Source organism: Kitasatospora sp. NPDC004531, assembly GCF_053602195.1.
Genome location: NZ_JBSGDD010000006.1, coordinates 85,116 through 106,616, shown reverse-complemented (window position 1 = coordinate 106,616; position 21,501 = coordinate 85,116). Strand labels below are relative to the sequence as shown.

The following is a 21,501-nucleotide window of genomic DNA, read 5'->3' as shown; positions in this document are numbered from 1 at the left end:
CGGACCGGACCGGACCGCGCCGGCGGACCACCGCACCCGGAACGGGCTCTCCCCCGTACGGGGACGAGCCGGACCCGGACCCGGACCCGGTCCGGGCCGGCGGCACTGGCTGGTCACGGAACCTGATCGGAGCTCATGAGGCGCTGCCCCGAACCGCCCGTCGGCCCCGCCACACCGGGGCAGAGGGGTGTTCGCCATGGCTACCAACACACTCTTCAGTTCGGCTACTTCCAGGCTCCGCGATCGCCGGATCGATCCGGGCCACCGGGCCGCCGCCGGCCGTGCGGTGCGTTCCTCCCTCGTCTCGTTGGCGGGATTGATCGGCTCCCCCGTCACCAACCAGGCGGGTGCCGAGGTGGGGCGGCTCGCCGACGTGGTCGCCCGCCTGTACGGCCCCGACCTGTATCCGCCGATGACCGGTCTGATCCTGCGCATCGGACGCCGTCGGGCCTTCCTCCCGGCCGATGCGATCGGGTGCCTCGCGGCCGGTCAGGTCCGGTTGCGCGCCTCCCGGGTCGACCTGCGGGACTTCCGGCGACGCCCCGGCGAGGTGCTGCTGGCCCGTGACGTGCTGGACCATCAACTCGTGGACGTGGACGGCGTCCAGGTGACCCGGGCCGCCGATCTGTACCTGGCCCCCTTGGTGGGCCGGGTGGTCCTGGTCGGCGTGGACGTCTCGCTGCCGACACTGCTGCGCCGTCTCGGTCCACGCCGCTGGCAGGTCCGGCCGACACCCGAGCGCGTCCTGGACTGGCAGTCCGTCGCGCCGTTCGGCGAGCAGGCCACCGATGGCCCGGCGGAGGTCCGCCTGCGGGCCTCGTGGTCCGCCCTGCACCGCCTCCGGCCGGCCGACCTCGCCGACATCCTGGAGGACCTCGGCCGCACCGAACGCCAGCAACTCCTGGGCTGGTTGGAACCCGAGCAGGCCGCGGACGCCCTGGAGGAGATGGTGCCCGCCGAGCTGGAGAACCTGCTGCGCGAGGCCCTCCCCGAGCACGCCGCCCAGTTGGTCGACGCGATGGAGCCCGACGAGGCCGCCGACGCGCTGCGCGACCTGGCACCCCGCGAGCGGGAGACGCTGCTGGCGCGGATGCCCGACGAGGGGGCCGCCGAGCTCCGTGGTCTGCTCTCCCACCGGGAGGGCACCGCCGGCGGCGCCATGACGACCCGACTGGTCACCGCCCGACTGGAACAGACCGTCTCCGACGTCCGGGCCGAACTGGCGGCGCAGGCCGACCACCGCGCCGAGATCGACGCCGTGGTGGTGCTCGACGCCGACGGACGACTGGTCGCCGACGTGCCCCTGTTCGAGCTCGCGGTGGCCGAGGACTCCACCCGGATCTCCGATCTGGCGGACTGGCTGGCCCAGTTCGGCGCACCCGTCGCACTCGCCCCGGACACCCGGCTCGCCCAGGCCGCCGACCGGCTGACGGCCGCCCGCACCTCCTCTCTCCTGGTGGTCGACGAGGACGGGCGGCCGCTGGGCCGCATCCTCGCCGACGACATCCTCGACGCCCTGCTGCCCGAACGCGGGCGCCTGCACTTCCGGAGGTTCCGCCAGTGAACGCCCACCTCGACCCCGTCGCCGCCGACTCCCCCGCGCAGCACGCCACTTCGGCCCCGGACGGCAACTCTGCGACCCGGCTCGGCGTCACCCCGGTGCCCTCGCTCGCCGCCGCACCCGCACCCGCACCGGCCCGCCGACGCGGGCTGCGCCGGATCGCCGCAGTGGCGATGATCGCCGGGCCCGGTCTGGTCGCCGCCAACGCCGGCAACGATGCCGCGGGCATCGCCACCTATGCCTCGGCCGGCTCCCAATTCGGCTACGACACGCTGTTCTTCATGGTGCTGGTCACCATCGCCCTGGTGATGGTCCAGGAGATGGCCGTCCGGTTGGGGGCCTGCACCGGCAAGGGCCTCGGTGCGTTGATCCGCGAGCAGTTCAGCCTGCGGCTGACGGCTCTGGCGGTCGGCTGCCTGCTGCTGGCCAACACCGGCCTGGTGGTCAGTGAGTTCGCCGGGATCGGTGCGGCGTTCGACCTGCTCGGCGTGCCGAAGTGGGCGGTCGTCCCGCCGGCTGCCGTACTGCTGTGGGCGCTGGTGCTGTTCGGCTCGTACCGGTGGGCCGAGCGGATCTTCCTGGTGCTGTCGCTCGCGTTCTTCGCGTACCCGGTCGCGATGGTCCTCGGCCGTCCGCGCTGGGGCGAGATCGCCGAACACCTGGCGGTTCCGCACCTCCGGCCTTCCGGTGACTTCATCCTCCTCGCGGTGGCCCTGATCGGGACGACTGTCAGCCCGTACATGCAGTTCTACGCCGCGGCCGGGGTGGTGGACCGAGGAGCAAGGCCCGAGGACTACCGGCTGATCAGGGCGGATGCCGTCCTCGGGGCGGTGTTCGCCTGCATCATCAGCCTGACCATCATCGTGGCCACCGCGTCGGCGATCGGAGGGACCGGTCCGCTGCAGTCCGCCGCCGAGGCCGCCCGGGCGCTGGAGCCGGTGGCCGGGCCGGGTGCGGAACTGCTGTTCGCCTTCGGGTTGTTGGGCGCGTCCGCGCTGGCCGGCGCCGTGGTTCCGCTGTCCGCCGGCTACGCGATCGGCGAGGCCGCCGGGGTCGAACGCTCGGTCTCCCGGCGGTTCCGCGACGCACCGCTGTTCCTCGGTGTGTTCACCGCGCAGATCGCCCTCGGTGCGATCGTGGCGCTGACGCCCGTCGATGTCATCCGGCTGCTGATCGGCACCCAGGTGCTCCAAGGCCTGATCAGCCCGATCGTGCTGGTGTACCTGCTGGTGCTCACCAACCGCCGCTCGCTGCTCGGCGACGCCGCCAACGGCCGCCGGTACCGGATCGCCGCGACCACCGTGGTGGTGGGGGTGGCCCTGATGTCCGGCATCCTGCTGGTACAGACCGTCCTCGGCTGGTTCGGCGTGGCCTGATCCCGCGCCTCGCCGGTTCCGCGTCAGCCGTGCCCGCAGCGCCTCCCACCATCCAAGTGCCGTACGCATGTCTGCCTCCTCTGTCGGGGCGCCGGTCCGTGCCCGGCGCCCCGTGTCGAAATCCGGTTGTCCGCCCAGCAGCCGCCCTGCAAGGCTTCGTGTCATGTCCGCCAATGAAACGCCGACCGCCCTCGCTGCTTTCTTCACCGATGGGCGCCTGACGTCGATTCCGCGCAAGCCGGCCCGTCGCACCGCCCTGCTCGACCACCTCGCGCGCTCCCTGTTCGAGCCCGACCGCTCGTACAGCGAGCGCGAGGTCAATGACGTGCTACTCACCGTCCATGCCGATACCTCCATGCTTCGTCGCTATCTGATCGAGGCCCAGCTGCTGGCCCGCACCCGCGACGGATCCAGCTACCGCCGGGCGCATGCGCCCGTCTCCCCGGACGCTCAGCCGCCTGCCGCGTAGCGCCAGAACTCCCGCATGAGCGGCGGCGGGGTGGGGCTGGTCATCTCCTGCTGGGTGAGCAGGATCGTCACCAGCCCGGTCCGCGGAACCAGGTGGGCTGCCGTCCCGGTGCCGCCCACCCAGCCGTACCGGCCCGAGACGTTCCACGGGTCGCGCCGTGTCACGTCCACAGAGCCGCCGAAGCCCCACCCCTGGCCCTCCAGGAACAGTTCGCTGTCGACACGCTGCTGCTCCGTCAGGTAGTTGGTGGTCATCTGCCAGACCGCTCCCTCGGACAGCACGTGGCGACCGTCGTCGGCCCGACCACCGGTCACCAGCATCCGCTGGAAGGCGAGCACGTCGTCCAGGCTCGACACCAGGCCGCCCGCTCCCGAGGGGAAGGCCGGCAGGGTGCTCCACTGGCCGCGCGGCGGGTCGACCACCGTCCGCGTGCCGTCCGCGTTCGGCCGGTACAGCGGGCTGAGCCGGTCGGCCTCGCCCGACGGGGCGGAGAAGCCCGTGTCGATCATCCCCAGCGGTTCGAACAGCCGCTCCGCCAGGGCCTCGTCGAGATTCTGCCCGGTGACCCGCGCCACCAGGACGCCCTGGATGTCCGAGCAGGTGTTGTACAGCCATGCCTCACCGGGCTGTTGGAGCAGCGGGACGCGGCCCAGCGTCTCCAGCCACTCGTCCGGTGGCATCACCTTCTGGGGCTGGGGCGGCCCTTGGAGCAGCTCGCCGACCAGCGGCTCGAGCGCGGGCAGCGAGAAGTCCGCCGAAAACCCGTACCCCGCCCGGGACTCGAGGAGGTCGCGCACCGTGATCGGCCGCCGGGCCGGCACCGTGTCCGTCATCGGCGACTTCGGCGTTCGCACCACTCGCCGGTCGGCGAGCTCCGGCAGCCAGTGCTCCACCGGGTCGTCCAGGCCGAACGCGCCGTCGTCGACCAATTGCAGGACCGCGGCCGCCATCATCGGTTTCCCGACCGACGCGATCCGCACCAGGGACTCCCGGGCCAAGTCGCCCGCCGCCGCGACCTCGACCGCGCCGCCCCAGGCGACCAGTGCCACCGCTCCGGGCACCGTGCCGTCCGCGACCCGGCGCTCCAGCATGCGCTGAAGTTCACGCATGGTGATCCCCTTTCAACTCCTGTGCCTCGTTCGCACCTTCTGTGCCTTGCTGTCTGAAGTGTGCCCGGCCACCATGGCCTCTCTCGAGACGATCGGCTATGCCTGGCGCATCGATCGGTTGACGGCCCATCAGCCGATCGGTTGACCCCGATGTCCACCAACAGGAGATTTCGCGATCGGGAGCTTCGATCCCGGTTACCGCGTCCGATCGTCCGGGTACCTTCGCGAACACCACATTGATCGCCTATGTCCCGGGAGGCACTGATGTCCCAGATCGTCCTGATGATGTCGGTGTCGCTCGACGGCTGCTTCGAGGGCCCGGGAGGCGATCTCGGCTGGCAGTTGATCGACGACCAGCTGCACGAGCACTTCAACCGAAGGCTGGAGGCGATGAGCGGCTTCCTAGACGGCCGGGTCACCTACCAGTTGATGGCGGACTATTGGCCGACCGCCGACCAGGATCCGGCCGCCACCCCGCCCGTGGTCGAGTTCTCCCGCATCTGGCGTGACATGCCGAAGACCGTCTTCTCCCGCACGCTCACCCACGCCGACTGGAACACCACGATCGCCCGCACCGTCGACCCGCAGGCGATCAACGCTCTCAAGGCCGACTCCGTGTCCGACCTGGCGGTGGGCGGCGGCGTCCTCGCCGCCGAGTTCCGCCGGCTCGACCTGATCGACGAGTACAGCCTGTACGTCCACCCGGTGGTGCTCGGCCGCGGCCGACCACTCTTCCCGCCGTCCGACACCCGGACCGACCTGGTCCTGGCCGAGACTCACACCTTCGAAAGCGGTGTCACCATGCTCCGATACCAGCGCCGCTGAGGGCCCGCGCTCCGCTACGGCGAGCCGGAACCCGCCGCCGATCCGCCGCCCGAAGCGCCACCACCCGCCCCGCTCGTACCCGAACTGCCCTGTCCCGATGCCCCCGCGCTCCCGGACGACGAGGCCGACCCAGGCCCGGGCGAGCTCTTGCCGGAGGGTCCGGAGCCCCCGGACGACGGCGCACCGGACGACGACCCGGAGGGCGAGGCGCCGGACGGCGACCCGCTGCCGGGCCCGGTCTTGGACGACGCCGAGCCGGACGCGCTCGGCTTCGCGGAGCTGTCCGTGTTGCCCGTTCCGCCGACCGGGCGGTCGAACTGGCTGCCCGTCGCCTGGTCGACCAGCACGATCTGCGTCACCGGTGCGGCCGCGGGCTTCACCGTCACCACACTGTTCACCTGAAAGGAGGTCCACGCCGTGCCGGTATAGGTGCCGCCCGTGCCGTTCGGCGGGAGCAAGGGGTTGCCGCACGCGCACCGCACCCGTGGCACGCCCTGGTTGTCGACCAGCACTGCCGTGCCGGACTGGAGGACTGCCTGGTAGGCGGTCGCCTGTCCGTTGTGGTAGCCGTGGTTGGTCACCCGGGTGTCCTGCCGCAGCACGACGGGGGTGAGGCCGTGCAGGTAGCCGTCGATCTGCGAGCTGTCGATGCCTTCGACGCCGGCCCAGGCGCGGGCCTTGTCGGCGTTGCCGGTCAGGTAGCCGGAGAGTTTCGGCACGTCGCAGCTGGCGACCTCCCGCGTGCCGCCGTACAGACCGGGCTCGTCACCGTTCACGGTGCCGCCGGCGGCGGACGGGGCGGCAGCGGTCGGCGACCCCGCGCCACCGGTCGAGGAGGCCTGGCCGGATCCGCCGCCTGCGCTCCCGGAGGCGTAGGCGACGGAGTCGGTGAACGGCTCCGGACCGGCCGCCGCGACGGGCTGGAGTGCCACGTCCTGCGACCCGCCGCCCGAGGAGCCGTTACTGAGCACCACGCCCAGCGCCACACCGAGTCCGGCGACGACCACCGCGGTGGCCAGCACCGGCCCCCGCCGCCACCACGGCCGCCCGCCACCTCCGCCACCGTCCCCCTCGCCCCCGACCAGTACTCGCCCGCCGCCACTCGGCGGCTCCCCACCACCCGACGCATCCACCGGCCCGGTCTCGTCCGGCTGACCGGCACCACCCGCCGACAGCGGCCCGGACGGCGGGCCGACCGGCCCCGCTCCGCCCGAGGACGACTGCGGTCCACCCCGGGCCCCACCCCCGGCACCGATGCCGGCGGCGGCAGCACCGCCGACGGTGCCTGACCGCGATCCGCTCGCTCCGCCGCTCGACGGCCGGTCGTCCGGCCGCCCAGGTACCGGCCCGCCCTCGACTCCTGAAGGAGGCCCAACTGCCGTAGGAGGCTCACCCACCCCACTCGCCGACTCGGTCGGAGCCCCACCGACCGAGGCACCGTCACTGCGCGGACTCCGCCCGGAGCGCGCGGAGCCGGCAGCGGCACCGGAGGCCCGGCCGCCCTGCGCGTCCTGCGCGTCCTGCGCTTCCTGGGCGTTCTGCGCGCGCCGCTGTTTCCCGGCCCTCGAATCGTCGACTGCTTCTGAAGGAGGCCCAGATGTTCCGTCCACCAGCTCCGTCGGAGGGCCGCTGCGCGACGCGCCGTCAGGCGCTGCGTCCGGCGCGTCCTCCTCGGATCGCCGCGCGTCCTCAGGCACGGGCGCGGGGCCGTCAACTGCCTCTGTCGCAGGGCCCGGTGTCTCTCCCACCACCTCGGTGGGCGGGCCGGCCGACTCGCCCGCCACCTCGGTGGGGCGGTGGGGCGGCGGTGGTTCGTGGTTGTTCTCGTTGTCCGGTTCTTCGGGTTGCCGGGATGTCGGCTGCTCAGCCACGGGATTGCCTCCGGATCGGACTCCCCCGAGATCGCACTGCGCGTCCACCATTGTCCGTCAGCACCACCGAGTCCGCCGCCTCGCGAGCCAGGGCGCGCAGCTCGCCGGAGCGGCGGCGTCCCCGCCCGGGGCCCCGCCGGGCGGCACCGCGGCGCGCGATCGCGCAATCACCCGGCCTCACCCGAACGGAGGACTCCACTCTGATGGCGGACCGGTGCCGAAGCACGAGTCGCCCCGCCGGCGGGTACGGAGGCGCGGCCGCCTCCGGCCTTCCGCGCCGACCCGGCCCGCCCGACCTGCCCGGCCCGCCCGGTGCGCGTCGGCACCGGGCGGGCGGGGTCGGCGGTCGGAACTCAGCCTTCGATGCGGTGCTGGGTCCAGAAGGAGGTCAGGTCCACGGTCGTCGCGGCCTGCGCGGCGGCCTTGAACTCGGCGGTGGTGGACACCCCGAACCAGTGCGCCGCCGCATAGTTGCGCAGCAGCGTGGTCATCGCGGTGTCGCCGATGGTGCGGCGCAGGTCGTGCAGCGCGCACTTGCCGTAGTTGTAGATGACGGTGGAGTAGCGGGAGGAGTTGGCGTCCCAGTAGGCCATCGAGTTGGTGATCTTCTCGGCGGAGGACGCCCAGGAGACGCTGTTCCAGCAGTTGGTGCCGGTGCCGCCGAGCGCGAGGTCGGTGGCGTAGTCGGTGAACGCCTCGTCCAGCCAGGGGCTGTTGTACTCGTCGTCACCGACGATGCCGTACCACCACTGGTGGCCGATCTCGTGGGTCAGTGCGGTGGTGGAGACCAGGTCGAGGACGAAGCCGGGGTACTCCATGCCGCCGAACCAGAAGTTGTTGTCGATGACCGCGTCGAGTTCGCCGTAGGGGTAGGCGCCGAAGCGGGCTGCGTGCGAGTCGACCGCGGACTTGGCGGTGGTCAGCATGGACTGCGCGCTGCTGGAGCTGATGCCGCTGACGGAGTACACGTTGACGGCGACGCCGTTCGGCGAGGTGCCGGAGATCTTGGTGAACGGCCCGGCCGCCCAGGCGAATTCGCGGACGTTCTTGGCGGTGGCGGTGGTGACGGTCCGTCCGCTGCTGCCGGGGGTGTCCACCGAGGTGCCGGTCGCGGGGACGAGCAGGCTGCTCGGGTGGTCGAGGGTGACGGTGTAGTCGGAGGCCAGCGTGTAGAAGGACTCGCCGTTGTTGGTGTACGGGTCGAGGTGCCAGCCGGCCGCGTCGCGGACGGCGAGCACGGGCAGTGCGTTGCCGATGAAGTTGAACGCGCCGTCGCGCCCGAACCGGTCCGCGCCGGAGGGGACGGCGATGGACAGGTCGAAGCCGACGCTCCCGCTTGCGCCCTGGGCGAGCGGCGCGGGCAGGGTGACCTTGAGCGCGGTGCAGCCGACGGTGAGCGCCGCGGCGGTGCCGCCGGTCAGGTTGCTGACGGTGATCGGCGTCGTGGGGCAGCTGCCGTGGTAGTTGTCCCACAGCCGCAGGTACACCTCGGTCAGCGGGGTTGCCGAGGGGTTGGTGAAGCCGATGCTCTGGTGGCCGGACCAGTTGGCGCCGCTCGCGTCGCTGGCCAGGTTGACGGTGTAGCCGGTGGGCGCGGGGGTGCGGGTGGCGTCGGTGGTCGGTGGGGTGCCGCCGCCGGAGGCGTCGAGTGCGACGTCGTCCAGCACGAAGCTGGTCTGCAGCCCGGAGTCCTCGACGCCGCTGAACGCGAGGCTGACGGTCTGCCCGGCGTAGGCGGACACGTCGAGGGTCTTCTTCACGTAGCCGGCCGCCGCGTCGAGGTTGGAGTACGTGGCGAGGGTGGTGGTGCCGATCTTGGCGGTGAGCTTGTCGTAGGCCGTGGTCTTGGTGGTCTCGGCCGTGTCCACGTGCAGCCAGAAGCTGAGGCTGGCACTGGTGCAGCCCGCCGGCAGGGTGACGGTCTGCGTCAGCGAGTCGGTGTGGGCCGACCCGTAGCCGTCCAGCCAGGCGAAGGACGTTCCGCTGTGGGCGCTCTGGCCTCCGCCGCTGGTGATGACGCCGCTGGAGGTGGTCCACGGCGTGGTGCCGGACTCGAATCCGCCGTTCGCCACCACCTGGGTCGCCGTGCAGGTCGCGGCCGCCGCGCCGGTGCCTGCGGCGGCCTGCGCGGTGGGGGCGGCCAGGGTCGCGGTGCCGGCGGCAACGAGCACGGTGGTGCTCAGCAGTGCGGCGGCCCGGGTGGCGAGGACGCGGAGTCTGTCGCTCATCGGTGCTCCTCTCGGTCGCCAGGGTCTGTGGGGGCCCTGGCCGAGGCGCAGATTGCCAGCAAACTCTCAGGATTGATAGGTGCATGCCAGAGATCGTTACGACTCCCACCCCATCATCAACCTCGGCGAAAGGCACGACCATTGCTCCGAATCCGACCGAAGCGCCGGGCGTCAACGCATCCCGTCCGGGTCGAACACCGGCCACGCCCATGCGGGCGGCATCGGCGGCATCTGACGCTGCTTCTCTCCTGGCCGGGCTCCGGATGCGGTCCGCAGCGCCGCGACGAACTCCAGGCAGCTGTCGTACCGGCTCTCGGGCCGCTTCGCCATCGCGCGGCGGAGCACGGCGCCCACCTCGTCCGGAAGGTCGGCACGCTGCTCCAGCACGTCCGGCGGCGGATCGTTGAGGTGGGCCCACAGCAGCGCCAGGTCGTCGTCCCGGCGGAACGGCGGGCCGCCGGTGAGCATCTCGTACACCACGCAGCCCAGGCTGTACACGTCGCAGCGCCCGTCCACCGGCTTGCCGGAGATCTGCTCGGGCGCCACGTAGTCCAGGGTGCCGACGAACTGGCCGACGCTGGTCAGGCCGGTCAGCGAGAGCGACTTCTTGGTCAGCCCGAAGTCGGTGAGGTAGGCGTGCTCGGGATGGTCGGGGTCGGTGCCCTCGGCGATCAGCACGTTGCCCGGTTTGACGTCGCGGTGGACGAGTTCGTGGGCGTGCGCGGTGTCCAGGGCGCTGGCCACCTGGACGGCGATCCGCACCGCCTGCGAGGCCGGCAGCGGGCCCTGCCGGTCGAGCAGGCCGCGCAGGTCCCGGCCTCGGACGTACCGCATGGCGATGTAGAGCACGCCCTCGACCTCACCGGCCTCGTACACCGGGACGATGTTCGGATGGTCCAGCGAGGCCGCGACCCGGGACTCCCGGACGAACCGCTGCCGGAACGTCTCGTTGCGGGCCAGTTCGGGAGCCAGCAGCTTCACCGCCACGGTGCGGCCCAGCCGGAGGTCCTCGGCCCGGTAGACCACCGCCATGCCGCCCCGCCCGATCACGTGCTCCAACCGGTACCCGGCGAGCGTCCGGCCGCCGAGTTCACCCGGCTCGGCGGCGGCCAGCGACTTCTCCCCGGCCACCCGTCAGCTCCCGCCACGCCCGCTGCCGCCCGCACCCACGCCGCCCGCACGAGCGGGCGATCCGTCGGCCACCGCGTAGCCCTGCACCTGTGCGGCGTCGCTGTAGTACCAGCGGCCCCGTTCGAGGTCGAGCAGCCAGGCGGAAGGTCCGTCGATCACCGCGCCCAGCCGCAGCTCGCGGGTACCGGCTCGGAAGGCCTCCAGGTCGATCCGGCCGGCCGCGTAGTCGTCGAGCAGCCGCCGGTAGGTGGCGAGGCCGTGCTCCAGCGCGTCGAGCAGCGGGCGCGGGTCGTCGCCGGTGGCGAGCGGGAGGCCGTTGGTCGGGGGGCGCTGCGGCAGGGCGACCAGCAGCCGGCCGTCGACCCAGGCGCTCCAGCCGTTGGAGCAGACGATCCGGGCCCAGTTGCCGCGCGCCTCGGCCAGCACGACCGGCAGCAGCGGGTCGAGGGAGACGCCCGCGGCGGCGGGGTCGGGGCCGGTCCAGGTCGGCATTCCGTCGCCGGGGACGACGTGGGTGGGCCGGAATCCTCCGGTGCTGCCCATGGGCTACCGCCGCATCACGGCCGGTTCGTGGCGGCGCAGCAGCCGGGCGACGATCAGCCCGTACAGCACGGCGAGGGCGACCAGCATGCCCACGTCGAGCAGCCAGATGCCGGGCCGGTGCGCGAACAGGGGGTCGTCGGTGAGGCTGCCCGGCACGATGGCGTGCAGGTCGATGGTGGAGGCCATCGCACCGAGCGCCCAGCGCGACGGCACCAGCCAGGAGAGCTGGTTGAGCACCGGAATGTGGTCGAGCTGCAGCAGGGCCCCGCAGAACACCACCTGGACGATGGCGACCAGCACCAGCAGTGGCATGGTCACCTCTTCCTTCTTCACCAACGCCGAGATCAGCAGGCCGAGCATCATCGCGGTGAGCGAGAGCAGCGCCACGGCGATGGTGATTTCGAGCAGCGGTGGCAGGAAGACGCCGCTGCCGCCCTGTGGCCGGAGCCGGACGCCGACCAGCGCGACCATGGTGAGCACCACCGCCTGGACGACGGTCACGGTGCCGAGCACCACGATCTTCGAGCACAGGTAGGCCGATCTGGAGAGGCCCACGGCACGTTCGCGCCGATAGATCGTCCGTTCCTTGACCAGTTCCCGTACCGCGTTGGCGGCCCCGGTGAGCACGCCTCCGACGCACAGGATGAGCAGCGCGTTCAGGGCGGTGTTCTGGTCGAGTCGGCTGCCGGCGAGGGCGTGCGCCATCGCGCCCATCACGAACGGGAGGGCGATCATCACGGCGAGGAAGGTGCGGTCGGCGGCCAGGGCGCTGGCGTAGCGGCGGCAGAGCGTGCCGACCTGTCTGCGCCATCGCCGCGGCCTCGGCCTGGCGGCCGGCAGGTCCGCCGCGGACGCTGCGCCCGCGGACGCCTGGCCTGCGGACGCCGCGGCGGCGGGCCTCGCGGCACCGCCGGGGGGAAGGGCCGCGCCGGGCTGCCGGGCGGCGGGGCGTGCCACGTACCTGCGGTAGGGCTCGGAGGCGCGGAACTGTCCGGCCCAGTCGCGGTCGGTCTCGTTCTCGAACGCTTCGAAGGCCTCGGGCCAGTGCGCGTACCCGAAGTGGTCGAGGGTTTCGCCGGGCGGCCCGTACCAGGCGGTCCGACCGCCGGGGGCGAGCAGCAGCAGCCGGTCGCACAGGTCGAGGCTGAGCACGCTGTGGGTGACCACGATGACGGTCCGTCCGTCGTCGGCGAGGCCGCGCAGCATCTGCATCACGGAGCGGTCCATGCCGGGGTCGAGGCCGCTGGTGGGTTCGTCGAGGAACAGCAGGGACGGTTTGGTGAGCAGTTCGAGGGCGACGCTGACGCGTTTGCGCTGGCCGCCGGAGAGGCTGGAGATGACCTGGTCGCTGCGCCGGGCGAGCCCGAGTTCGTCGATCACCTCGGTGACGCGGGCGGCGCGTTCGCCGGGCGCGGTGTCGTCGGGGAAGCGCAGTTCGGCGGCGTAGGACAGCGCTTTCCGGACGGTCAGCTGGGTGTGCAGGATGTCGTCCTGCGGGACGAGGCCGATGCGCTGCCGCAGTTCGGCGTAGTCGCGGTACAGGTCGCGGCCGTCGTAGCTGACGGTGCCCCGGTCGGCGGGGCGCAGCCCGGTGAGCGCGTTGAGCAGGGTGGACTTGCCGGCGCCGCTGGGTCCGGCGACGGCGAGCAGGCTCTTCTGTCCGACCGGGAAGGTGACGTGGTCGAGCAGGGTGCGGTTGCCGGCGACCTGCACGGTGAGGTCGGAGACGTCGAGGTCGATGTCGCCGGTGTCGACGAATTCCTGGAGTTCGTCGCCGACCAGGCAGAACATCGAGTGGCCGATGCCGACCAGGTCGCCGGGTCCGACGGGGGCCCGCAGCACGGCTTGGCCGTTGAGGTAGGTGCCGTTGTGGCTGTCCAGGTCGGCGATCTCGTAGCGGCCGTCGGCCATGGCCCGCAGTTCGGCGTGGTGCCGGGAGACGGACAGGTCGCCGAGCACCAGGTCGTTGTCCGTGGCCCGCCCGATCCGGAAGACCCTGGTGGGCAGCGGGCGGACGCTGGAGGGCGGCCGGAGCGAGCCGGTGATGGCGGTCAGCGCGGAGGGCCGGCCGCCGGCGGGCGGTCCGGTGCCCGGCAGCGGGTGGACAGCGGTCGGCCTGGCCACGGCGCTGAACGTGCAGCGCGGCCCGTCGGCGGGGCTGCCGAGGCAGAGCACGGTGCCGGGTTCGATCTCCAGGTGGATGATCCGCTGTCCGTCGGCCCAGGTGCCGTTGGTGGAGTCGGTGTCGTCGACGATCCAGTGCCCGTCGCCCGCGTGGAGCCGTGCGTGGTGCCAGGAGACCCTCGGGTCGGTGAGGACGATGTCGCTGGCGGGATCGCGGCCGAGGGCGTAGGTGCGGCTCGGCGTGATGACCGTCGAGTCGCCGCCGGTTTCGACGACCAGTTTCGGCGCGGTGAGCGCTGGTTCTCGCTCTCCCATGTCTCGATGCTATTCCCGGCGGCGAGCGCCCGCCCGGGGGGCGGTTTTCGGCCTTCTGGGTGACAGTGGAAGACGGTCGCCACGGGTTGGGTACCTGTGGGGTCGGGACCGAGCGGCCCTCAGGGCGGCGGATGGGAGCGGGTTTGTGAACACCTGGGCAACCTGGACCACGCAGGGCATTCTGTCCGGCCACGGCGGCGTGAAGACCGTGGAGATCGGCGTCATCACCGGGGATCTGACGGTGCACACCATGTGGATCGAGGGCGAGGCGCGACTGACGGTGCAGTACAGCGGGGCCCTCGACTGGTTCACCGTGGAGGGCAGTCCGGTGCCCGCGGCGGACGAGGCGGCGGCCCGCGAGGTGCATCAGCACATGGTGGAGGCGGTGAAGTCCGGCGGCGGCGCGGCCGCCCCGCAGGCCTGACCCTCCCCGACCCGGATCGCGGCGCAGCCAGGCGCGCGGTCCGGGTTTCGGCCTGCCCACCCGGCTTCCGTTGCGACGCCGGCTTCCGTGGCGACGCTCGCAGCCGTCCGCCCGGCTTCCGCAGCGACCTCGGCTTCCACCACGACGGTCGCCGAACGCTGCGGAACGTGCAGCGGCGCTCACCGGTGCGGCGGTCACGGGCCGCGGCGACTACGGCGTGTCGCGACGGCGGGCGGATTCGACGGCTTCGGCGGCGGTCGAGCCGCGGTGGATCAGCTGCTGCCCGAGGGCGGCCAGGGCGCGTCCGACGGCGAGCTCGTCGCCGATCGCCGGGTCGGCCGGGTCCTGGGCGCTGCGGTGGGCCTCGGCGTCGACCTCGATCAGGTTGACGCCGGTGTCGAGGACGGCGTGTGCCTGGGTGAGGTCGCCGACCTCGACCAGCCGCAGGCGGACGGACCAGTCGGAGACGTGCGGTTCGGAGACCGCTGCGCGGGCGCTCACCGCTCGTTCTCCTGCTGGGGCGGTTCGGCGAGCCGGTCGCCCTCCGCCTGCGACTCCTCCCAGGCGTGCATGGTCTGGTAGGAGGTGATGCCTTCCTCGGGGTCGGCGGCGCGGACGTCGTCCTCGTCGCGCTGTGCCTTGTCGTTGAGCCTGTCGTTCATATCGGACATGCTCGGCTCCTCGCTGTCGGCCCCCGCTGCTCCTTCCAGCCTGCTCCCGCGAATCGTTTCAGTCGAGTTCGATCAGCAGCGCGGGGTTGACGGCGGCGAGGACGGTCCGCAGGTCGGCTTCGGCGACGGCGGGCCACAGCACGGCGCGGGCGTCGCGGTAGCGCGCGGCGAGCCGGGCGCGGTCCGCCTCGGGCAGGCGGGCGGACCGGTCGGCGCGGGAGTTGTGGGCGTTGTCGGCGATCTTGACGAGGGTGGCGGCGTGGTCGGTGACGATGTCGAGCAGCATGGCCCGGTAGTCCGTCCCGGGCGTCCGGGTGACGCGCCGGACGGTGGCGAGGACGGCTGCGGGGATTCCGACGGCGAGCAGCTCCTCGGGGCGGGTCGGGGTGTCCTCCAGCACGTCGTGCAGCAGCGCGGCCATCTGCAGTCCGGTGCCGAACGCGGCCACGCCCGCCGCCACCGCCCGGACGTGCTCGATGTAGGGGACGCCGATCCGGTCGTACTGTCCGGCGTGGGCGCGGGCGGCGAGGGCGTCCACTTCGGCGAGAGTCGGCGAACGCACGACGAGGTCCCCCTGGGATGAGCGACGATCAGGTGTCGGAAAATATAGTCCGGTTGACGGAAGGGATGTGATCGCCCGGTGCGGGTGACCCCGATCTCCCCGGAGCGCCTGGTCGACCTGCTCGCGGAGCGGATCCACGGCCTGCCCGGCGACCCGGACCGCCGCCTTCGGGTGGCGATCGACGGCGCGGCGGCGGCCCGCCCGGGCGAGCTGGCGGACGCGCTGGTGGAGCCACTGCGACTGCTCGGCCGGCCGGTGCAGCGGGTGTCGGCGGGCGATTTCCTGCGCCCCGCCTCGGTCCGCTTCGAGTACGGCAAGCAGGACCCGGACGCCTTTCACGATCTGTGGCTGGACGAGGGCGCGCTGCTGCGCGAGGTCCTCGATCCGCTGGAGCCGGGGGCGGACGGCCGGATCCTGCCGACGTTCTGGGACCCGGCCACCGACCGCTCGACCCGGGCCGGCTACCTGGAGCTGCCGCCGCGCGGCGTGCTGCTGCTGGACGGCCCGTTCCTGCTCGGCCGCTGGCTGCCGCTCGAATTCGCCGTGCACCTCACGCAGTCGCCCGCCGCGCTCGCCCGCCGCACCCCCGCCGACCTGCACTGGACGCTGCCGGCCCACGAACGCTACCGCACCGAGACGGACCCGGCGGAGCTGGCCGACCTGACCGTCCGTGTCGACGATCCCCGCCACCCGGCGCTGGTCGAACGGGACTGAGTGGGCTGCGGCCCGCACCGCCCGCGTCCTCCGCTCAGCCGGTCGGTGCCGGCCCGCGCTGGCAGCGCGGGCACCAGTACGCGGTGCGGTCCTGCGCGTGCGTGCCGGTGCGGATCGGCGTGCCGCAGCGCACGCAGTTGCGGCGGGCCCGGCCGTACACCCAGTTCTGGCAACCGGGCCGGGTGTCGCCGGTGGTGATGTGGCCGTGCCGCAGCTTGTTGGCGTCCAGCAGTTGGTGCGCCCGGTGCAGCAGCCGGTCCAGGTCCGGCAGTTCGGCGACCGGGAGCCACGGGGTGACGCCGGCCAGGAAGCTCAGTTCGTTGGCGTACACGTTGCCGATGCCGGCCAGGTTCCGCTGGTCCAGCAGTGCCGCGCCGACGGGGCGCTGCGGGGCGGCCAGCATGCGGCGGCGGACCTCGGCGACGTCCCAGTCGGGGCCGAGCAGGTCGGGCCCGAGGTGGCCGACCACTCGTGCTTCCTCGGCGGTGCGCAGCAGTTGCACCACGGGCAGCCGGTAGCCGACGGCCGTGCCCTGTTCGGTGCCGAGGATCGCCCGGATCTGGAACGCCGGGCCGCTGCGCCACCGCTCGCCGGGCCGGAACACCTGCCAGCGGCCGTCCATCCGCAGATGGGTGTGGAGGGTCACGCCGCCTTCGAACCTGGTCAGCAGGTGTTTGCCGCGCGGCACCGTCTCCAGCACGCGCCAGCCGGTGAGGTCGGCGGTGGCGTGGGCGGGCACGCGCAGGTCCGCCACCGTCAACACCCCGCCGGAGAGCGCGTGGTTGAGCTGCGTGGCGACCAGGTAGATGCTGTCTCCTTCGGGCACTCCCCCATCATGCCGCCCGCCACGGACACCCGCTCCGACCGGCCCCGGCACCTACGCCGACAGCAAATTCCCTGGTCGGATGGACGGCTGCCGCTCTAGGTTGTCGCGATGACGATCACTCACGAGGTGGCCGGCACCGGCCCCGCGGTACTCCTCCTGCACTCCTCCGTCTGCGACCGGCGCATGTGGGACGGCCAGTGGGACGCGCTGCGCGAGGCCGGGTACCGAGTCGTGCGGTGCGACTTCCGCGGTTTCGGGGAGACCCCCTGCGCGGACGTGCCGTACAGCAATCTGACCGACCTGGAAGAGCTCCTCGACGAGCTCGGCATCGACCGGGTCTCCCTCATCGGTTCCTCCTTCGGCGGCACCATGGCGTCGCAGTTCGCGGCGTACCGCCCGGAGCGGGTGCACTCGCTCACGCTGCTCTGCCCGGGCAGCTCCACCCACGAGCCGAGCGCCGAGCTCGCGGAGTGGGGCGATCGGGAGATCGGGCTGGTCGAGTCCGGCCGGCTGGACGAGGCGGTCGAGCTGAACGTGGACACCTGGCTCGGGCCGGACGCGGACGAGGCCGCCAGGGCCAAGGTCCGGCTGATGCAGCGCAACGCGTACGAGGTGCAGCTCGCGCCCGAGGAGGAGATCCAGCCGACGCGGATCGAGGTGGACCTGCGCGACGCCGTCGCCCCGGCGCTGGTGCTCGGCGGCCGGCACGACGTGGAGGACTTCCGCCGGATCGCCGTCGACGTGGCGGCCGTGCTGCCCAACAGCGAGTACCGCGAACTCCCGTGGGCCGGCCACCTGCCCGCCCTGGAGCGCCCGGCCGAGGTGGCCGAGCTGCTGATCGCGCACCTCGCCGAGGTGTGGAAGGCCTGACCTGGCGTCAGCGCGGTGCGGCGTGCCATCCCTCCCCCGAGTGAACCTCGGCACCGCGTTCGGACCTCCGATCCCTCCCGTCGGCACCCGCGGGAGGGAGCCGCACCCCGATTTCCAGTGCCTTCACGTCAGCTCCCCCAACGCAGAATCGGTTCGCCAATCGACGCCACTGCAGGTCGGGCGGGTCGAACAATCGATGCGCGGGGTTCGAAAAAGTGCGTGCAGCCGTCCGATCGCCCTGCTTTGATTCCGCATGATCAACCTCCACGAGAGGACGCACCACACCTTGGACGGCACGATGCGCGACACCCTGCACGACACCGACTCCACCTCCGCCCCGGACGCCGAGGTGGGCGGGCCGTCGGCCGTTCTGGCCAGGCTCGAAGAGTTCTACGACGCGGTTCCCCGGTTCTCCGCGACCGCCGAGGAACACGGCCCGTTCACCCTGTTCGTCCGCACCGGGTCGGGCTGGCACTACTACGGGCGCCCGACGCTGGGCGGCGACGGGCAGTTCACCGCGGCAGATGTGGATCGCGTCCGGGCCCGCCAGCGCGAGCTCGGCGCGCCGGAGAGCTTCGAATGGGTGCACGAGACCTCGCCGGGTCTGCGCGCCGCCGTCGAGGCCTCCGGGCTGGAGGTGCACGAGCACCCGCTGCTGGTCCTGGAGCTCAACAACCCCTCGACTGCCGCCCCGGCTGGGGAGGACGGGCCGGAGGTCCGGGTGCTGACGACCGACGATCCGCTGCTGCCGAGCGCCGTCGCCGTCCCGCACCTCGCCTTCGCCGAGCCGGGCACCCTGGTCGGCGAGGCGGGCCCGGAGCAGCTCGCCGAAGCGACCCGGGCGGCGATCGCCGACGGCATGGTGACGCGGATGATCGGGCGGATGGAGGCCGGCCGCACCGTCGTCGCCGCGACGGTCGGGCCGGACGGCCTGGCCGGCGCCTCCGGCTGCCACCAGCCGGTCGGCGGGGTCAGCGAGATCGTCGCGGTGGCGACGCTCCCGTCGCTGCGCCGACAGGGCCTGGCGCGCCGGGTCACCGCGCACCTGGTCGAGCACGCGCGGGCCACCGGCATACGCACCCTCTTCCTGTCCGCCAGCGACGACGCGGTGGCCCGGATCTACGAGAGCGTCGGGTTCCGCCGCACCGCCACCGCCCTGATAGCCGAGCCCGCCGCGGAGGCCGCCACGTCCTGACGCCACAGCACCGCAGCGCCACAGCACCGCAGCAGCGCGCCGCAGCACCGCGCCAGCCTTGCGCCGCAGCCCCGGCCCGCCGCCCCGGGTCAGTCGTCTGACCCGGGCAGCGCCTGGTCGTCGCTGAGCAGGCCGGCCAGCAGGTCGCCCTGCTCGGCGAACCGGTCGAGCACCTCGTCCGGGCTGAAGGTCAGCTCGGCCGGGTCGGTGCAGTGCTCGACCTCGCTCCAGCTCACCGGGGCCGACACCCCCGGGACGCCGGTGGCGCGCAGGGTGTAGGGCGCGGCGGTGGTCTTCGCCGTCGCGTTCTGCGACCAGTCGACGAACACCTTTCCCGGGCGCAGCGCCTTGGTCATCCGGGACACCACCAGGGCGGGGTACTCGCGGGCGAGGCGTTCGGCGAGGGCCCGCGCGTAGTCGCTGACCTGCTGGGCGGGGGCGGGGCGGAGCGCGGCGTACAGGTGCAGTCCCTTGCTGCCGGAGGTCTTGGGCCGGCAGACCAGGCCGTCGGCGGCGAGGGCTTCACGGATCAGCAGGGCGACCAGGCAGCAGTGGGTGAGGTCGGCGCCCGGGCCGGGGTCGAGGTCGACGACCAGGCGGTCGTGGGCGTCGGGTCCGCTCTCGGCTGTCCACTGCGGGACGTGCAGTTCCAGGGCGTAGCCGTTGGCGACGGTCATCAGCGTCGGCAGGTCGTCCACGGCCACGCGCTGCTTGGGGCCCTCGTGGCTGGGCGCGGTCACGGTGCGGATCCAGGCGGGCAGTCCGGGTGGCGGGTTCTTGGCGAAGAACCCCTCCTCGCCGACCCCGGAGGGGAAGCGCAGGAAGCTGGCGGCGCGGCCGCGCAGGTGCGGCAGCATCGCCGGGGCGATCTGCGCGTAGTAGTACAGGGCCTCGCCCTTGGTCCAGCCGGTGACGGGCCAGAGGACCTTGTCGAGGTGGGAGAGGACCAGCCGGCGGCCCTCGACTTCCGTGACCTGTCGCTCGGGCATACCGTGGGAAATCCCCGCGAAAGGGCCGTGCCATGCCACAGGTCACCTGGAAAGGCGTCATCACGTTCGGGCTGGTCAGCGTGCCGGTCCAGCTGTATGCCGCCACCGAGGAGCATAGCGGCCCTTCCCTGCACCAGGTGCATGTGAAGGACGGCTCGCGCATCCGGTTGAAGCGGTTCTGCGAGGCGGAGGGAAAGGAGGTTCCGTACAGCGAGATCGCCAAGGGGTACGAGTCCCCGGACGGTCGGCAGGTGGTGCTCGACGAGGAGGATCTCGCGGAGCTGCCGCTGCCGAGCAAGAAGGTGGTGGACGTGCTGGCGTTCGTCCCGGCCGAGTCGATCGATCCGCTGATGTACTCCAAGGCCTACTACGTGACCACGGCCGACAAGGCCCCGGCGAAGCCGTACGTGCTGCTGCGGGACGCGCTGCGCGAGTCGGGGCAGATCGCGGTGACCAAGGTGACCATGCGGACCAGGGAGTCGCTGGCGGTGCTGCGGGTGCACGAGGACACCCTGGTGCTGCAGACCTGCCTGTGGCCGGACGAGGTGCGCTCCGCGGAGGGGATGGCACCGGACGCGAAAGTGACGGTCCGTCCGCAGGAGTTGAAGATGGCGCGCTCGCTGATGGACACGCTGTCGGAGGACTTCGACCTGTCCGAGCTGCACGACGAGTACCAGCTCGCGCTGCAGGGGGTCATCGACGCCAAGCTCGCCGGGGTCGAGGCGCCGCACCTGGAGGAGCAGCCCGAGGGCGGCGGGGCCGAGGTGATCGACCTGATGGCGGTGCTGCGCAGCAGCGTGAAGGCCGCCAAGGGCGACCACGGCCGGGCCGCGAAGGGCGGTCGGGCGACCGGCACGGCGGAAGAGGAGGCGGCCGAGACGGAGCAGGCCGAGGACGCGTCGTCGGGCGGAGGCGGCGCCGCGAAGCGGACCCGGAAGGCAGCGGCGGGTCGGAGCGGCGCGGCGGCGAAGAAGAGCGCCAAGGCGCCCGCCAAGAAGGCCGCCGCGAAGAAGGCCGCACCGCGCAAGGCCTCCTGACGCCCACCGTGCCTGCGCCCGCCGGGAGTTCGGCGATCCCGGCGATCTCACCGATCCGGGCGATCTCCGCGGCCCCGGCACCCGGTGCCCGGGCCGAAGCAGGTGGCCCCGCAGCCCCGTCGGCGCGGGGTCGAACCAGCCGGGCGCGCAGCCCCGTCGGGGCGGGGCCGCGCGGCACGGACGGCTGCGGTCCGGTCAGGAGAACACGACGGAGCGGAGCTTGAGCCGGTCGGAGGCACGGCCGCCGGGGCGCAGCGAGTAGTAGTCGCCGTCGCAGTCGGGGCCGGTGAACACGGTGGCGGTGGAGTGAGTGAAGTTCTGCGGGGCGAAGGCGGGTTCGGAGGAGCCGGGGTCGGCGACCTCGGGGAGGGTGATGCATTCGCGACTACCGGGGTCGATCAGCACACCGGACTCGCGGTTGCCGAAGTCGGAGATGTAGGTGTACCGGAACTCGCCGACTGCCGCGGCGGCGGGGCATGGCGTGGCGAACAGCAGGGCGAAGGAGGCGAGGGCGGCGGCAGCCGTGCGACGCAGGTGCATGGGGTGGTGCGGCCTTTCCGATCGGACGCCCGGGCCGGCGGGTCCGGCCCGGGCGCGCACCACCGTAGTGGCGGGGCCCGGTGGTGAATCGGTTCTGCCGGTGCACGTCGCGCGCCGTCGC

21 protein-coding genes are annotated in these 21,501 nt (G+C 72.7%); 9 read left to right on the top strand and 12 right to left on the bottom strand.

What is annotated here, in order from left to right; translation table 11 throughout:
* Positions 1 to 307 precede the first annotated feature (307 nt).
* The 3 genes from ACWEMJ_RS04980 (at position 308) to ACWEMJ_RS04970 (ending at position 3,406) form a co-directional block, all read left to right on the top strand.
* Entirely contained in the window at positions 308 to 1,564 is a 1,257-nt protein-coding gene (locus ACWEMJ_RS04980; RefSeq protein ID WP_452135552.1) for a magnesium transporter MgtE N-terminal domain-containing protein, read from the top strand.
* On the top strand, positions 1,561 to 2,937 hold the full coding sequence (locus ACWEMJ_RS04975; protein WP_452135551.1) for an NRAMP family divalent metal transporter: 1,377 nt from the start codon (positions 1,561 to 1,563) through the stop codon (positions 2,935 to 2,937). The genes ACWEMJ_RS04980 and ACWEMJ_RS04975 overlap by 4 nt, the downstream gene beginning before the upstream one ends.
* A gap of 163 nt (positions 2,938 to 3,100) precedes the next feature.
* Positions 3,101 to 3,406, top strand: a complete 306-nt coding sequence (locus ACWEMJ_RS04970) for a DUF2087 domain-containing protein (RefSeq protein WP_452135550.1) — start codon at positions 3,101 to 3,103, stop codon at positions 3,404 to 3,406.
* Here the strand turns inward: ACWEMJ_RS04970 and ACWEMJ_RS04965 are convergent.
* Positions 3,388 to 4,515, bottom strand: a complete 1,128-nt coding sequence (locus ACWEMJ_RS04965; RefSeq protein ID WP_452135549.1) for a serine hydrolase domain-containing protein — start codon at positions 4,513 to 4,515, stop codon at positions 3,388 to 3,390. The genes ACWEMJ_RS04970 and ACWEMJ_RS04965 overlap by 19 nt on opposite strands.
* A 264-nt stretch (positions 4,516 to 4,779) precedes the next feature.
* Between ACWEMJ_RS04965 and ACWEMJ_RS04960 the strand changes: the two genes are divergently transcribed.
* Positions 4,780 to 5,340 (top strand): dihydrofolate reductase family protein, encoded by a 561-nt coding sequence (locus tag ACWEMJ_RS04960; RefSeq protein WP_452135548.1) that lies wholly within the window; start codon positions 4,780 to 4,782, stop codon positions 5,338 to 5,340.
* Between the two features lie 14 nt (positions 5,341 to 5,354).
* Here the strand turns inward: ACWEMJ_RS04960 and ACWEMJ_RS04955 are convergent, their stop codons facing one another.
* From ACWEMJ_RS04955 to ACWEMJ_RS04935, 5 genes are all read right to left on the bottom strand, one after another.
* Positions 5,355 to 6,362, bottom strand: coding sequence for a DUF6777 domain-containing protein (locus ACWEMJ_RS04955; protein ID WP_452135547.1), 1,008 nt, complete (start codon positions 6,360 to 6,362; stop codon positions 5,355 to 5,357).
* 1,202 nt (positions 6,363 to 7,564) lie between these two features.
* Positions 7,565 to 9,439, bottom strand: a complete 1,875-nt coding sequence (locus ACWEMJ_RS04950; RefSeq protein WP_452135546.1) for a M1 family aminopeptidase — start codon at positions 9,437 to 9,439, stop codon at positions 7,565 to 7,567.
* 171 nt (positions 9,440 to 9,610) lie between these two features.
* Complete coding sequence (locus ACWEMJ_RS04945; protein ID WP_452135545.1) at positions 9,611 to 10,570, bottom strand: serine/threonine-protein kinase; 960 nt, start codon at positions 10,568 to 10,570, stop codon at positions 9,611 to 9,613.
* A gap of 3 nt (positions 10,571 to 10,573) precedes the next feature.
* On the bottom strand, positions 10,574 to 11,113 hold the full coding sequence (locus tag ACWEMJ_RS04940) for a hypothetical protein (RefSeq protein WP_452135544.1): 540 nt from the start codon (positions 11,111 to 11,113) through the stop codon (positions 10,574 to 10,576).
* 3 nt (positions 11,114 to 11,116) lie between these two features.
* Entirely contained in the window at positions 11,117 to 13,552 is a 2,436-nt protein-coding gene (locus tag ACWEMJ_RS04935; RefSeq protein ID WP_452135543.1) for an FHA domain-containing protein, read from the bottom strand.
* Positions 13,553 to 13,697: 145 nt separating this feature from the next.
* On the opposite strand from ACWEMJ_RS04935, the gene ACWEMJ_RS04930 reads away from it, so the two are divergent.
* Positions 13,698 to 13,976, top strand: a complete 279-nt coding sequence (locus ACWEMJ_RS04930) for a hypothetical protein (RefSeq protein WP_452135542.1) — start codon at positions 13,698 to 13,700, stop codon at positions 13,974 to 13,976.
* Positions 13,977 to 14,186: 210 nt separating this feature from the next.
* On the opposite strand, the gene ACWEMJ_RS04925 is transcribed toward ACWEMJ_RS04930, so the two are convergent.
* The 3 genes from ACWEMJ_RS04925 to ACWEMJ_RS04915 are packed head-to-tail and all read right to left on the bottom strand — an operon-like array spanning position 14,187 to position 15,209.
* Entirely contained in the window at positions 14,187 to 14,477 is a 291-nt protein-coding gene (locus tag ACWEMJ_RS04925; protein ID WP_452135541.1) for a dsRBD fold-containing protein, read from the bottom strand.
* Complete coding sequence (locus ACWEMJ_RS04920; protein ID WP_452135540.1) at positions 14,474 to 14,647, bottom strand: hypothetical protein; 174 nt, start codon at positions 14,645 to 14,647, stop codon at positions 14,474 to 14,476. Before ACWEMJ_RS04920 ends, ACWEMJ_RS04925 begins: the two co-directional genes overlap by 4 nt.
* 58 nt (positions 14,648 to 14,705) lie before the next feature.
* Positions 14,706 to 15,209 (bottom strand): HD domain-containing protein, encoded by a 504-nt coding sequence (locus ACWEMJ_RS04915; protein ID WP_452135539.1) that lies wholly within the window; start codon positions 15,207 to 15,209, stop codon positions 14,706 to 14,708.
* Between the two features lie 78 nt (positions 15,210 to 15,287).
* Here ACWEMJ_RS04915 and ACWEMJ_RS04910 point away from each other — a divergent pair, with 78 nt between their 5' ends.
* The gene (locus ACWEMJ_RS04910; protein WP_452135538.1) at positions 15,288 to 15,923 is read left to right on the top strand and encodes a uridine kinase; all 636 of its coding nucleotides are present in this window, start codon (positions 15,288 to 15,290) and stop codon (positions 15,921 to 15,923) included.
* Positions 15,924 to 15,957: 34 nt separating this feature from the next.
* Here the strand turns inward: ACWEMJ_RS04910 and ACWEMJ_RS04905 are convergent, their stop codons facing one another.
* The gene (locus ACWEMJ_RS04905) at positions 15,958 to 16,749 is read right to left on the bottom strand and encodes a DNA-formamidopyrimidine glycosylase family protein (protein ID WP_452135537.1); all 792 of its coding nucleotides are present in this window, start codon (positions 16,747 to 16,749) and stop codon (positions 15,958 to 15,960) included.
* Positions 16,750 to 16,857: 108 nt separating this feature from the next.
* On the opposite strand from ACWEMJ_RS04905, the gene ACWEMJ_RS04900 reads away from it, so the two are divergent.
* Complete coding sequence (locus ACWEMJ_RS04900; RefSeq protein WP_452135536.1) at positions 16,858 to 17,619, top strand: alpha/beta fold hydrolase; 762 nt, start codon at positions 16,858 to 16,860, stop codon at positions 17,617 to 17,619.
* A gap of 253 nt (positions 17,620 to 17,872) precedes the next feature.
* Complete coding sequence (locus ACWEMJ_RS04895; protein ID WP_452135535.1) at positions 17,873 to 18,814, top strand: GNAT family N-acetyltransferase; 942 nt, start codon at positions 17,873 to 17,875, stop codon at positions 18,812 to 18,814.
* An 89-nt stretch (positions 18,815 to 18,903) separates the two neighbouring features.
* Here ACWEMJ_RS04895 and ligD read toward each other — a convergent pair whose 3' ends face one another.
* A complete protein-coding gene (gene ligD / locus ACWEMJ_RS04890) occupies positions 18,904 to 19,803 on the bottom strand; it encodes a non-homologous end-joining DNA ligase (RefSeq protein ID WP_452135534.1) in 900 nt (299 codons plus the stop codon).
* Positions 19,804 to 19,835: 32 nt separating this feature from the next.
* Here ligD and ku point away from each other — a divergent pair, with 32 nt between their 5' ends.
* Complete coding sequence (ku, locus tag ACWEMJ_RS04885; protein ID WP_452135533.1) at positions 19,836 to 20,840, top strand: non-homologous end joining protein Ku; 1,005 nt, start codon at positions 19,836 to 19,838, stop codon at positions 20,838 to 20,840.
* A gap of 195 nt (positions 20,841 to 21,035) precedes the next feature.
* Here ku and ACWEMJ_RS04880 read toward each other — a convergent pair whose 3' ends face one another.
* Positions 21,036 to 21,380 (bottom strand): hypothetical protein, encoded by a 345-nt coding sequence (locus ACWEMJ_RS04880; RefSeq protein WP_452135532.1) that lies wholly within the window; start codon positions 21,378 to 21,380, stop codon positions 21,036 to 21,038.
* Positions 21,381 to 21,501: the final 121 nt, after the last annotated feature.

What these genes read in the sequence shown, in the direction of transcription:
- ACWEMJ_RS04880 (WP_452135532.1), bottom strand. Translation starts at nt 21,380, where the DNA reads ATGCACCTGCGTCGCACGGCTGCCGCCGCCCTCGCCTCCTTCGCCCTG.
- ku (WP_452135533.1), top strand. Translation starts at nt 19,836, where the DNA reads ATGCCACAGGTCACCTGGAAAGGCGTCATCACGTTCGGGCTGGTCAGC.
- ACWEMJ_RS04900 (WP_452135536.1), top strand. Translation starts at nt 16,858, where the DNA reads ATGACGATCACTCACGAGGTGGCCGGCACCGGCCCCGCGGTACTCCTC.
- ACWEMJ_RS04965 (WP_452135549.1), bottom strand. Translation starts at nt 4,515, where the DNA reads ATGCGTGAACTTCAGCGCATGCTGGAGCGCCGGGTCGCGGACGGCACG.
- ACWEMJ_RS04940 (WP_452135544.1), bottom strand. Translation starts at nt 11,113, where the DNA reads ATGGGCAGCACCGGAGGATTCCGGCCCACCCACGTCGTCCCCGGCGAC.
- ACWEMJ_RS04960 (WP_452135548.1), top strand. Translation starts at nt 4,780, where the DNA reads ATGTCCCAGATCGTCCTGATGATGTCGGTGTCGCTCGACGGCTGCTTC.
- ACWEMJ_RS04935 (WP_452135543.1), bottom strand. Translation starts at nt 13,552, where the DNA reads ATGGGAGAGCGAGAACCAGCGCTCACCGCGCCGAAACTGGTCGTCGAA.
- ACWEMJ_RS04970 (WP_452135550.1), top strand. Translation starts at nt 3,101, where the DNA reads ATGTCCGCCAATGAAACGCCGACCGCCCTCGCTGCTTTCTTCACCGAT.
- ACWEMJ_RS04920 (WP_452135540.1), bottom strand. Translation starts at nt 14,647, where the DNA reads ATGTCCGATATGAACGACAGGCTCAACGACAAGGCACAGCGCGACGAG.
- ACWEMJ_RS04895 (WP_452135535.1), top strand. Translation starts at nt 17,873, where the DNA reads ATGATCAACCTCCACGAGAGGACGCACCACACCTTGGACGGCACGATG.
- ACWEMJ_RS04950 (WP_452135546.1), bottom strand. Translation starts at nt 9,439, where the DNA reads ATGAGCGACAGACTCCGCGTCCTCGCCACCCGGGCCGCCGCACTGCTG.
- ligD (WP_452135534.1), bottom strand. Translation starts at nt 19,803, where the DNA reads ATGCCCGAGCGACAGGTCACGGAAGTCGAGGGCCGCCGGCTGGTCCTC.